Annotated in this window: 8 protein-coding genes; 3 read left to right on the forward strand and 5 right to left on the reverse strand. The window is 44.0% G+C overall.

Annotated features, from left to right (window positions below; all coding sequences use genetic code 11):
- Positions 1-39: 39 nt before the first annotated feature.
- The 3 genes from MKZ16_RS27635 to MKZ16_RS27645 form a co-directional block, all read right to left on the reverse strand.
- The gene (locus tag MKZ16_RS27635; protein WP_143758575.1) at positions 40-1,650 is read right to left on the reverse strand and encodes an extracellular solute-binding protein; all 1,611 of its coding nucleotides are present in this window, start codon (positions 1,648-1,650) and stop codon (positions 40-42) included.
- A gap of 68 nt (positions 1,651-1,718) precedes the next feature.
- Positions 1,719-2,612: a carbohydrate ABC transporter permease gene (locus tag MKZ16_RS27640; protein ID WP_036685379.1), complete on the reverse strand. Its 894-nt coding sequence runs from the start codon at positions 2,610-2,612 to the stop codon at positions 1,719-1,721.
- Positions 2,613-2,623: 11 nt separating this feature from the next.
- A complete protein-coding gene (locus MKZ16_RS27645) occupies positions 2,624-3,499 on the reverse strand; it encodes an ABC transporter permease subunit (RefSeq protein ID WP_094903677.1) in 876 nt (291 codons plus the stop codon).
- A gap of 503 nt (positions 3,500-4,002) precedes the next feature.
- On the opposite strand from MKZ16_RS27645, the gene MKZ16_RS27650 reads away from it, so the two are divergent.
- Positions 4,003-6,237, forward strand: coding sequence for an AraC family transcriptional regulator (locus MKZ16_RS27650; protein WP_076104894.1), 2,235 nt, complete (start codon positions 4,003-4,005; stop codon positions 6,235-6,237).
- An 86-nt stretch (positions 6,238-6,323) separates the two neighbouring features.
- On the opposite strand, the gene gtfA is transcribed toward MKZ16_RS27650, so the two are convergent.
- Positions 6,324-7,766, reverse strand: coding sequence for a sucrose phosphorylase (gtfA, locus tag MKZ16_RS27655; RefSeq protein ID WP_076104893.1), 1,443 nt, complete (start codon positions 7,764-7,766; stop codon positions 6,324-6,326).
- Between the two features lie 375 nt (positions 7,767-8,141).
- Here gtfA and MKZ16_RS27660 point away from each other — a divergent pair, with 375 nt between their 5' ends.
- Positions 8,142-9,134, forward strand: coding sequence for a LacI family DNA-binding transcriptional regulator (locus tag MKZ16_RS27660; protein ID WP_036685385.1), 993 nt, complete (start codon positions 8,142-8,144; stop codon positions 9,132-9,134).
- 202 nt (positions 9,135-9,336) lie between these two features.
- Positions 9,337-11,097, forward strand: a complete 1,761-nt coding sequence (locus MKZ16_RS27665) for an exosporium glycoprotein BclB-related protein (protein WP_076104892.1) — start codon at positions 9,337-9,339, stop codon at positions 11,095-11,097.
- A 1,517-nt stretch (positions 11,098-12,614) separates the two neighbouring features.
- Here the strand turns inward: MKZ16_RS27665 and MKZ16_RS27670 are convergent.
- Positions 12,615-13,442 carry an alpha/beta hydrolase gene (locus MKZ16_RS27670; protein WP_080742622.1) on the reverse strand — a complete coding sequence of 276 codons (828 nt, stop codon included), beginning with the start codon at positions 13,440-13,442 and terminating at the stop codon, positions 12,615-12,617.
- Positions 13,443-13,498: the final 56 nt, after the last annotated feature.

Raw genomic sequence — 13,498 nt, forward strand, 5'->3', positions numbered from 1 at the left:
CTCCCCATTTGGCTTAGGGAACATCCCTTGCTACTTTTATTATTTCAAACCCTTCTCCTGCACATAAGCGTCCCATTGCTTGATATATTCGGTCTGGATTTTCTCAAGGCCTGCTTGCTTAGCCTTTTCCATAAAGGTGGCTAAACCCGCATCAACATCCTCTACTAATCCAGCTTGCAATGGATACAGGTATTGCTTTTCCACCTGCTCTAGTGCTGCTTTTTCCGCCTGATAGGAGGTATAATCCTCAGCAAAACCCGTGAAAATATCCGGCTTCTGAATTTTGTCGAGCTCAGCGAAGATTTCCTTCACGCCGTCATAGGATTTATCAAACAACATGAACTCCGGATTCCGCCATGCCCAGCCGTTCATTCCCTCGCGTGTAAAACCGTTCGTTGAAGCATCTCCAATAAGTTCATAATAGCCGTTCGCATCAATCTTATAGTTCTTTCCTTCCACACCGTATTGCGTCAGCTGATTATAACGTTTATCCATGACCATTTTTTCATAGAAGGCCAGCGCACGTTCAGGGTTCTTGCTGCTCTTCGGAATGGCGAAACCATTATGAATAGGATGAACTGGTGTTGCATAACCAATGGTATTGCCATAAGGATAGTAACCTAGATCCCAATCCGGATGTGCTGCTTTCACCTTCATCAACGTATCGTTGAAGCGAGTCGGATTATCTCCGAAGATGCTTGCTGCCTTGCCCGCGATAATCGGTGCCTGGATGGTATCCTTCAAGTTCAGGACGTTTTTGGAAATCAATCCGTTTTCCTGCCAGCGTCTCATCGTCAGCAGCTCTTCTTTATGTTCCTCCGAGCCCCAATAGAGATAAGCTTTTGAAGGATCATCGTACTTAATACCAATACCGTAAGGCAGCGGACTGCCGACCTGTGCGGTAAGTGTTGAATATACATCATGAATGTTACCTCTTACATCACTGTTAAAAGAAGCCGGCGACATCTGCGGTTCATTTTTCTTGATTCCTTCCATGTATGCTTCATAGCTAGCCAGATCTGTCGGCTGAGGCAGATTGTATTTCTTGCGCAGATCCTCACGCCATACGAAGCCATTCGTTACATACTCCTTATAAGTCGCAGGAACGGTGTAAATCTTGCCATCAATCTTCACGGCATCCCACATTTCCTGTGGTACGAATTGCTGGAGTTCTGGGGCAGCTTTTGGCAGCAGATCATCTATAGCCAAAAAAGCTCCCTTTTTCGCATAAGCCTGATATTGTGTCCAGTCCGCGGTGAAGATCAAATCGATCGATTGGCCCGACGACAGCAGCAGCTTATATTTCTGATCCCAATCTGTCCAGGTTGTATAATTGAATTTAACGGTTGCATTCAGATCCTCTTCAGCCATTTTGTTAATTTCGGCTTCAATGCTTGAGAGATCCTTCGGCGCATCGCCTAGCATATAGAATTGCAGCTCTACCTTTTTGGAAGTGTCCAGTCCGGTCTTCTCCTCAGTAACTGCGTTCGTACTTTGTGCTGTGTTTCCTCCGCTATTGCTCTCTTTTACCGCCGAATTGTCTCCGTTTGCAGAATTAGAATTCCCCCCGCAGCCTGCCAGCAGCGTCAAGCCCAATACTGACGTAAGCAGAATAGACATGCGTTTGCCCCGTTGTTTATTCATCTGAATCCTCCCTTTTCACTATGCTTCTATGTTAGCCGACTGTACCTTAACCCGGTAGTGGGCAGGTTGCGGTTCTAACCTTTCACAGCGCCGATGGTTAGGCCTTTGACAAAATAACGCTGAACGAACGGGTACAGAAAAAGAATAGGTCCCGTCACGACAATTGCCATCGCCATTTTGGTAGACTCAGCAGGGACCTCCGTAGCCAGTGACACCCCGGTTCCCGCCCCCATCTGTGCGATAAACTGTGCTGAATTAATAACATTGTACAGATAGAACTGCAGCTGATATTTATGCGTATCATTGATGAACAGGGAAGAGGTGAACCAGTCATTCCAGTAATACAAAGCCAGAAACAAACCGACTGTAGCGATGCCCGGCATGGAAAGCTTGAGTACAATCTGCCAGTAAATACGGAAATCACCGGCCCCGTCTATTTTGCCAGAATCGAATAATTCCTCAGGAACTGCAGATTTGATGAAGTTTTTCATTAAAATGATCAAAAATGGCGTCATCAGACCTGGAAGCACCAGTACCGCATAGGAATCCAGCAGACCGAGGTATTTCGTAATCATGATGTACCACGGGACAAGTCCTCCCCCAAACAAAGTCGTAAAGTATATATAGAAGGAAAAGCTATTTCGATATTTGAAATCTTTACGCGCCAACACATAACCCGCCATAGTCATGAAAAAAAGTCCCATTACCGTTCCAATCGCAGTTGTGCTGACTGTGACCGCATATGCCCGCAGCACCTCATCCGGGAAGATGAATACCGTCTTGTAGCCCTCCAGTGAGAACTGTGCCGGAATCAGATGATAGCCATCGCGGATAATGGACTCATTGCTGGTCAAAGACGCAGAGATAATTAGCAAAAAGGGCAGCAGGCAAGCGATCGACAGGCCAATAATGACCACATAGGCAATCCAATGAAGCATTCGCGTATATTTATCCTTTTGAATTTTCATTCCTTATCCTCCTAGAACAGGGCGTAGTCATCGTTTATTTTGCGGATAATATAGTTGACCGTCATAATGAGGACGAAGCCGAACAAGGATTGATAAACCCCGGCAGCCGTTGCCATGCCCACATCAAAGGTTACTTTAAGCGAACGGTATACATAGGTATCAAGGATATCCGTCGTATTGTAGAGCAGCCCGTTATTGCCTATTAATTGATAGAAAAGATCGAACTGGCCCTTCATAATACTGCCGAGCGCAAAGAGCAGCAGCACCACAAAGGTTGATTTCAGCATCGGCACCGTTATATACCAAATCCGTTGGAAAATATTAGCGCCATCAATTTTGGCCGCTTCATAATATTCGTCACTAATCCCCGTAATCGCCGCCAGATAAATCACCATGCTGTAGCCAAGATTTTTCCATAGATAAAAGATAATGATCAGAAAGATCCATGCCCAAGGTTTACTGTAAACGTCGACCGGATCAAGGCCAAATTGGGTAAGCATTGTATTCAAAAAACCGCTGTCATAATTAAACAAGTTGTAGACAATTACACTGAGAATTACAAAAGATACGAAGTAAGGCAAAAACATTACCGATTGGCTAATCTTTTTAAACCATTTTCCATTGAGCTCACTCAGCAGGATCGCACAGACAATTGCCAGCACATTCCCTAGTACAATAAAAGCAATATTGTATCCTATCGTGTTCATCGTGAGCTTCACCAGCGTACCGGATCTCCAGAGGAACTCGAAATTCTGCAACCCGACAAACTTGGAATTGAACATACTGCTGTTGAAGTCGAATTGAGTGAACGCATAATAAATGCCTACCATTGGAAAATAGGAATTCACCAGAAAAAAGATCAAGGTGGGCAGCAGCATCAGAAACATTACCCGATTGTGCACCAGCTCATACAACAATCCTTTCTTCTTTCTTGTCGTTCGTAAGCGTGCTCTACCATCAGCCTGGATGCCAAGTTCGACGTTTGAAATTCCTTTGGATGAGGTTTGGCTCAAGATCTCTCACTCCCCTTAATATAGAAACTGCATAATTCCACTATAGGGGGATTCTTCTGAACACAGAAGTGAAGCTTACAAGCCTTACTGCACAAACTGGCGAAACAGGAACTGAACAATCAGGATGTTTATGTAAAAGTCTTCGGAGACCCACAGAGCTTCTCAAGCTTCGCTAACCCCGTATAATCCTTGTAGAAAAGGCTGTTTTGTACATGAATATTTAATTTGTTCACTCCCTTCAGATTGGAAAAATGCAGGATTATAAGGTTGCTCCACTGTTCCGTTCACTCTTGGGGACTTATAATAAAGGAACTTCATAATATGAATTCATCCAGAGTCTTGTCCGAGTAAGTCATATGATGATCAGGGGGGACGGTATGAAGAATAATGATCTACGGAGAAAAAGACTACTGTATGGCAAGCTGCTCACTACCATAACCCTGTGCATATCGTTAACCCTTCTTATCTCTACGTTTGTTTACTATACGTACTACATCGGTGTCGAGAAGACGCAGACCTTCCGCTCCGATCTAAGGGACCTGACCCAGACCGGCAAAAAAGTAGTCAACATGGCTGAAGTCGCGCAAACGCTTTCATTTCAACTGTATCGAACCAGCACGATTTCTCATCTGTTGTTCTACAACAAGCCTTCTATTTATGAGGTAACCGCAGCGATGTCCGATCTCGGAAACTACTTAAATTCCATGCCCTATATTGAATCCATCTATGTATATAATCCGAATAATGACACGGTTTATATTTCGGCAGCACAGGGCCAGAATGGCGTATTCACCACCCGCGAACTGGTGGACACTGAAATTATTCAGATGCTGAATCATTATCAGGATTACAAAACATTCACGCCGATTCCGCGAACCTATTCCGTAAATGAACCTGAGAAGAAAACCATCTCAGTCTATACTTACCTCTGCTATGATGCCATCAATTGGGACCGCTCTATTAACTCTGCGGTTATTGTTAACATATCCGCGGCTTGGATCAATAAAGAACTGGCTAACGGCAATACACCCGGTAGTGGCAGTACCTACATTTTAGATGACCAAGGCCGTTTTCTGTCAGGAAATAAGCTGACACTGGAGAAGCTCTCCGGGGATGAAAACAGTTGGCTGGAGCATCAAGTAAAAGCACGTTCTGCCGGCTATTTCACTGCCCCTTTTAGAGGGAATAAATCACTGGTGTCCTATACTTCGCCCGATTCGCTTGGCTGGCAATATGTGCGCATTACTCCTTATGAGGTAATTACTGAACAGACCAATCATATCCGCAATACTACACTTCTGATTTCTTTAATTATTTTATTGTTCGGTCTTGTTATTTCTAGGGTACTGTCCAAACGGCTTTATCTGCCGATTGATTCGATCGTAAGCCGAATGAACACCCTTGAGGCAGATAAACGCAACAGCATGTTCACGATCAGGCAGAATTCATTACGCAATCTGGTGCTTGGTATTAAATCTCCTCATAACAGCCGGCAAAATGATGTTCAACAGCTGGGTATTTCTTTTAATTTAAACGAGGGCTACCGGCTAGTATTACTACGCATTGATGAGTACGAAGCTCTGCGAAAGGAACGAGGCTCTTATCTCCTTCCGTACAAGTTTGCCATCATGAATATTGCCTCAGAGATCTGTGGACAGACTTATCAGGTGGAAACTGTAGATATGAATGACGATAGCGTGGTCATGTTGCTTAGCAGCATGACCTCCACTGAACATCTGGATACCGAGCTGATTGAAGTGCTGCTGCGGCAGATCCGCGTGGCCTGCTGTGATTATCTAAAAATCGGACTGTCGTTAGTGTACAGCCCCATCAGTGATAATCCAGATGTACTAAACCGGCTGTACAGTCAGGCCAGAGAAGCTTCCAAACATAGACTGTTTTATGGTCATGGCAGCTTGATCAATGCTGAGCGCATTAGCGAGCTTCAGAACAATCTTTACTCCTATCCGGCTGACAGCGAGAAAAAGCTGGTCGATGCGCTCACAAGTGGCAGAACAGACGAAGCCCGCAGTCACTTCTCCGAAATGGTACGTGAAATGGAGCAATATCCCTATCATGTGCTGGAACTTACTGTTTCAAGGGTGACGCTAACGATTAAACGAATCGTCGATAACATCAAGAAGCTTAGTCCTACCTCCACCGAAGGGATGATGGTGATGCCTTCGCTTGAACATTATGAAACGATAGAAGAATTTGAAGCGGCTTTTTACCAGCTTTTCGATCATATTCAGGAATTCCAAGCGGATAAGCGTAGCTCCAAGCAAAGCGATCTAATCCGGCAAATCAACCAAACCATTCAGCAATCTTACATGGACCCTTGCCTAAGTCTGAACCAAATCGCTGATGAACTTAATATGTCTCCGATTTATGTCAGCAGACTTTATAAGCAGCAGACCCTAACCACTATTGTGGATGTCATCATGGAGGTACGGATGAAGGAAGTTTGCCGCCTGCTTGTAGAGAGTGATTTGTCGGTATCGGATATTGCTGAAGTAACTGGCTTCACCAGCAGTTCTTATCTCCACCGGATGTTCAAACGCAACTTCAGCCTTACACCAATAGAATTCAGACGGACCAAAAACAGTTCATAACATGAATCACCTATCCCCCAAAAAGAAGGGTGTTCCAGCAGCCTTTAACCCAGCCTTTGGAACACCCATCGATATCATATGAAATATTAAAATACCTTCGCAATATTTGCTTCATTCTCACCTGCAAGAATGGTGTATTCTTTGGTCAACAGATTCGCTTCAAGCTTCGCCACACTGTTCTCATTTTTCCAAGTGATGTTCAGCTCATTCTCACTACCTTGTTCAATCTTGATCTCACCATCAAAAGCTGGACAGCTATTTCTGAATTTTAACAATGCGAACAGCTTTTGAACAACAGGACGTTGTACCTCAGCAGCAATTTCATCTTTAGAATAATAATGGCGGTTAATATTGCGTCCTTCTTTTGTGCTTTCGAGCAGCTCAATATCATTCTCGCCAGCGAATAGACCTACATAATAAATCTGTGGAATACCAGGGGCGAAGCACTGAATAGCTCTGGCCAAAAGATATGCCTGATCATCATTGCCAAGTGCAGAATAATAAGTGCAGTTAATTTGATAAATATCCAGATTATTATAAGCGGCGGAGCTATATTTTTTCTTAACATTCGCTCCTTGGCTATATAGGCTTTCTCTGGTCATTTCAGCTTCTTCGTCGGTCATCAGGTCCTTAACATCCACTACGCCGATGCCGTCATGCGTATCCAGGGTAGTGAATTGTTTTCTCGGACAGATTTCCAGCCAATGCGCAAGCCGATTTACTTTTCCACTATACAGAGCATGTAATACCAACATTGGCAGGGCAAAATCATAGACATAATAATCCTTGTCTGCAATCTTCAATTGAATGCTGTAATGCTCATGGATTTCCGGAAGAACAGTTACGCCATAAGGTGCTACTACTTCTTTAGACAAATTCAACATTTCCCAAATATCCGGTTCTACGAAAAAGCAGTTGGTACCGATCTTTTTGTTGGCATAGGCAAAAGCGTCCAGCCGGATAATCGATGCTCCTTTATCAGCAAGAAAGGTCAGATTGTCTTTCACGAATTTCTTCGTAGTTTCCGTAGTCACGTCCAGATCAATCTGCTGCTCATCAAACGTACACCAAACCTTTTCCTTCGTCCCATCTTTAAAAGTAACCTCTACGTATGGCGCCCGCGGTTTACGTTTATAAATTAAATCCACATCAACCTCAGTTGGTTCACCGTTAGGCCAGAAATCCTTGTAACGAATGAATAAATCCTTATATTCCGATTCATCCTTCTTCTCAAGGAAATCTTGAAAGTATGGAGACTGCTGTGAAATGTGATTGATCATGAAATCATACATCATGTAGAACTTCTGGCTCATCTGTTCAATTTCCGCCCAGTCGCCAAAAGCTGAGTCAACCTTGGTGTAATCCATCGGGGCAAATCCCCGGTCGCCCGAAGAGGGGTAAAACGGCAATAAATGAACCCCACCCACGACTCCTTGCAAGTGTGTATCCAGTACTTCGTTTAGTTCTTTTAAATTGTTTCCCATGCTATCTGCGTAAGTGATAAGCATAGCTTCATTTTTAATCTGCATATTGGAGTTCTCCTTCTATTTCAATTTATACACTCTTGCTTCATAAGGTCTGAGAAATCATCAAACTAATGTAATTTAATGAAAGCGTTCTCCTAAGAATCCTGTTCCTCCCTAGATGAACGTTTATTCAAAACCAATTTTATAGATGCGCAAATAATATGTCAAACGTTTTCATATAATTATATTCATATAATATAGACAAAATTATTGATATTTAATATTATACCTAAATATTTTGTGGTAACGTATAACATACCTATTATAACTATCAAAAACAATCTATGCTTTTACAATTGTTAGTCTTGATTAGTGTCAACAATCCAAGAAACGTTGTAGAATATAGATTAGAGCATTTTATGAAACGGGGATGAGGGTATGGCAAGTATTAAAGATGTTGCCAAGGAAGCGGGCGTTGCTGTAGCTACCGTGTCCAGAGTAATGAACAACCGGGGATATATCAGCAAAGAGACGCGTAAAAAAGTTGAACAAGCGATGGACGCCTTAGATTATCATCCTAATCAAATCGCCAGAGCCTTACAGAAGAATCAATCCTTTTTTATTGGGATTATTGTTCCAGATTCGAACCACCCTTTCTTTTCCGATCTCATCAAGTATGTTGAAATGAGTGCTAATGAAAAAAACTATAAATTGCTAATATGCAATTCTCTTGACGATCCTGAGAAAGAAGCCAACTATATTAGCATGCTTCGCCAGAATCAAGTAGATGGCATTATCATGTGCAGCCACACCATGAATATTGAAAGCTATAAAAAGGTCCCTTTCCCTATTGTCTCTTTTGACCGTTTTATTTCCTCCAACATTCCTTGTGTGGGATCGGATAATTACCGCGGTGGTGAGCTAGCTACCGAACATTTGATACAGCTGGGCTGTAAACGGTTGCTACATATCTCCGGCCCGCTAGATCTGGATATTCTAGCGAATCGTCGTCGGGATGCTTTTGTCATCACTAGTATGAAACATGGTGTAACCTACGATATTATCGAAGGTGCGCACAATAAGCTTACCTTTGATTATTTTTGGTCCTTTGTCACCGAAAATATCTCTCCAGCCCAACTTCGAGAATATGATGGAGTATTTTGCAGTAATGATATTGTGGCTTATGCTTTATACATTTATGCTGAACAGCAAGGCATTCGAGTGCCCGAGCAACTGAAAATCATCGGTTATGATTACCACAGCTTTACCCGCATGCTTCAGAGTCCTAAATTGACTACCATTATGCAACCTAGTGATCGGATCGGGGTCATGCTGACCAATACTCTCCTGCAAATGATCGAAAGTGCTGACGGAGAGCTAATCAACAACACTACTGTAGACGTAACTCTTATTAAAGGAGAGACTACTTAACGTATCTATTAAAAAGGTAGACTACCGTAATTAGCGGTGGCCTGCCTTTTTTTTGTATTGCTTCATTAATAACGACTTTCAGGAATAACGGCTTTCAGGGCAATTATTGTAACAACTTCCGCTTCTCAGAATATGCTGATTGGGCAGGTTCCCATTTTTTAAAGGAATGAACAGGAGAAGTTCAAGGAGGAGATATAGAAATATGCCTGATTACAGACCATTTAAAGGCGATGCTATCCTAAACAAGCATGGAAGGATCAGCAGTCCTATTAGAAAGAGGGAGTGTAACGCACTATTAAAAATAGTCACTGATCTCTCTGCAGTGGTACCCCCCGTACTTACGAATCCCACAACACTTCATATTGTCAATCTCCAAAGAGTGTTAAGAGAGCTATTGGAATTCTTGCATACTTCTAAGTTATGCAGCCCTTTTAGAACTGAGCTACTTTCTGTAGTAGAGATAACCATTGTATCGACCGAAGTCAGTCCCTTCTCAGTCGTAAGCGTTGGCACTAATCTTCAACTGCTATTAGCTGAGTTATTATCTTTTATTCTCGCCACGAAGATTGACCCTAATTGCAAAGATCAGCTGATTATTCAGATCAGACATATTCAGGCTTCTATTACACAAGCAATTGGATTACCTATTAAAGGTGTGACTGGACCTCAAGGGCCACAGGGACCACAGGGACCTCAGGGGCCGCAAGGATCTCAGGGGGTTCCGGGAGCAACGGGAACTACAGGGGCAGGGCTGCAAGGAATTGTTGCTTTTAATCCTGCATTAAGCCCTACTTATCCTGCCGGTCAAGTAGTAACCTTCAATGGCAGTACCTATATAGCTACTGTTGCGGGACCAACGGGAACACCTGGAAGTTCACCAGATTATTTATTAATTGCTGGGGGCTCCACAGGCCCCCAAGGACCTCAAGGCCCTCAAGGAACACCGGGACTTCAAGGACCTCAGGGGCCGCAAGGGGTAGGGCTGCAAGGGATTGTAATCTTTAATCCTGCACAAAGTCCTACTTATCCAGCAGGTCAAGTAGTAACCTTCAATGGCAGCACCTATATTGCTACCGTTTCTGGACCTACTGGAATACCCGGGAGTTCACCAGATTACTTGTTAATCGCTGGTGGCGCGATGGGACCTCAAGGACCACAGGGTGTGCAGGGGATTCAAGGGCCAACAGGTGCGCAAGGACCAGCAGGTCCAGGCGTAGGAGCAACTGGAGCGACTGGCTCGACTGGCGCTGCAGGCTTGGCAGGCCCTGCTGGTGCAACGGGCGCGACTGGCGACCCCGGCGCGGTCGGCGTTGCCGGAGCTACGGGTGCAACGGGTGCGACTGGTGATCCCGGTGCGGTCGGCGTTGCCGGAGCTACGGGTGCAACGGGTGATCCCGGCGCGGTTGGAGCTACTGGCATTACCGGAGTCACTGGTGCAACCGGTAACGGTGCAATTATTCCGCTGGCATCCGGAGGACCTATTATTATGACCACGGTTTTAGGTGGTTTGGTGGGAACAACAAGCCTTGTAGGCTTCGGAAGTTCAGCCACAGGCATTTCTCTTGTTGGCGGTAATGTTGATTTAACAGGTACTCTCCTTGGACCGCTTATCAACTTTGCATTCTCGACTCCTCGTGCAGGAGTGATAACATCCCTTGCTGCTTATTTCAGTAATACCATAGCTTTATCGCTGCTTGGTACTACAATAAATGTAACAGCACAGTTGTACCAATCGGCCACACCAAATAACACATTTACTGCTATTCCAGGGGCATTAGTAGCGCTCCCACCTATCACAGGTACTATTAATCTAGGAACTTTTGTCAATGGAATTACAAATGATATCAATTTTGCTGTAACACCACAGACACGTCTGCTTATGGTATTCTCAGCCACTGCTACAGGCCTCACCCTTGTAAATACAGTCACTGGTTATGCAAGTGCTGGCTTTACGATTGTATAATCATTAAAACAAATTCAAAAAAAGGCATCTGCCATTCCTTCTAAGGAGTGACAGATGCCTTTTTGGTAATATGCGGTACAATTACTTGATCTTTCGGACTCAAATGCCGCTATTCGTTAATTTATCCCTGTTTAGAGAGATCATCGGACCTGAGAGGCGCTATTGGGCAGAAATGGTGCTCAATAGCGTCTATTTTGTACAAATAACGCCTATGGGGTCCAATAGCAACTCAAAAATAGGAAAATATTGCAAATAAGAGCGCTTGAGTCCGATAGTCTGTCAATGCCACTCCCCGCTCTTCTTCTCTCCTACTCATGTCCGGAGGCTGAATCCCTATTACCGAAACCTTCCTTTCCTTTGGTCTCGATCAGGAGCTGCAGATACGCTGCTTATTACACCTCCTTCTATACACTTACAATCACTACTTAGAGTCTACTGTTTCTTTCCCACGTCGGATGAGCTGCTTACTATGCCTCCCTCTATACACTTACCTTAACTACTTAGGTCTACCGTACTCTCCCACGTCGGATGAGCTGCTTACTACGCCTCCTTCTATACACTTACCTTCACTACTTAGGGTCTACCGTTCTTTCCCACGTCTGATGAGCTGCTTACTACACCTCCTTCTATACACTTACAATCACTACTTAGGGTCTACCGTTCTCTCCCACGTCGGGTCAGCAGCTTATTACGCCCCTTCTATACACTTACCATCACTACTTAGGGTCTACCGTTCTTTCCCACGTCTGATGCGCTGCTTACTACGCCTCCCTCCATACTCTTACCATCACTACTTAGGGTCTACTGTTCTTTCCCATGTCGGGTGAGACGCTTACTACGCCCCTTCTATACTCTTACCTTCACTACTTAGAGTCTACTGTTCTTTCCCATGTCGGGTGAGACGCTTACTACGCCCCTTCTATACTCTTACCTTCACTACTTAGAGACTACTGTTCTTTCCCACGTCGGGTGAACTATATTTGATGCTGTGGTAGGGTAGGGACATTAAGTGGCGTTCTAGGTACAATATGCTTGTAAATGTTCAACATCCACCGGTTAGTAAAATACCAAAGGCTGGCTCATTCGTAGATTTCACTACTGATGAGCCAGCCTTTAGTTAGATATCCATTATATTAGGGAAATCCTCCCTAATATTCATCGATAATCGCTTTAAAATAAGGTTTTTAGGGAAATCCTCCCTAAAAATTCTTGCAAATACCCATTTATGGCTAAAAACACCCTATTATTAGGGAGGATTTCCCTAATCCACGTTCTAGGAGCCATAATTCCCTTCACTTTAGGGAGAATTTCCCTAATCCACGTTCTAGGAGCCATGCTCTCTATCACTTTAGGGAGAATTTCCCTAATTCACGTGCTAGAAGCCATAATCCCCTTCACTTTAGGGAGAATCCCCTAAAGTTCTACCCAGAAAGACGTCCCATAGCCAGCTCATGCTCCCTGGCTATGGGACGCCTTTTTCCACTTAAACGCTTCGCTTGTAAAGGTCTCCCTATAGATCAGCTAATCTGCTGACTGCCCTGCTGCTTCTCTAAGAAACGTTGAAGAATCGCATTGAATTGCTCCGGCTGGCATAGATTACTTGGATCTAATGCGTTCGGAATAATCGCCAACTGCGCATGTGGCAGCTGAGACACCATTTCCTTCATACAATTCACTCCAAATTCATTAAAGTCCCCTACAATACATAAAGCAGGACGTTTAAAAGCCTTTAAGCATCTGGTGTAATCAACATGGCTTGTAGCCAGTCTTTGCCGATATAGCTCCCGGGGACGTTTGTCCAGCAGCCCTCTTCTAATCTCATTGTAGGCCAGACTCCAGCGCTCTCGGTACATCATCCGAATCGAAGGCAACACCAGCTCGCTTGGGAGATAATACATTAGCAAACTGCAATATGCTGCCATAGTTTGTATTTTCCCTACAATTGTTGATCCGTGAGTCCTACAGAAGCTATCCGCGACCACAATGGCTTTCACACGCTCAGGATATTGTTTGGCAATATGCTGAACGACTAAGCCACCATAGGCGATTCCTACAAAAACTGCTTCACGAATACCTAGGTCATTCAACAGCATAATCAAATCCAGACATTGCGTCTCAATAATCTCATGTGGGGCCTCCAGCAGTTTACCAGACTTGCCATTCCCCCGTAAATCGCACAAAATCACTTTATATTTATCGGAAAAATACTCCAGCTGTGGTTTGAACATACTGTGTGTTAATCCATGTCCATGGATAAACACAACCGGAGTGCCAGTTCCATTGATTTCATAATAGAGCGAAGTTCCGTTCAGTTTAGCGATAGGCAAAGGTAACACCTCTTTCATAATAAATTCTACGTCTATATCTGCTTAAAAACGCAGCAAAAAACCACAGAGGGATT

Source organism: Paenibacillus sp. FSL R5-0928, assembly GCF_037970385.1.
Taxonomy (GTDB): Bacteria; Bacillota; Bacilli; order Paenibacillales; family Paenibacillaceae; genus Paenibacillus_AQ; species Paenibacillus_AQ odorifer.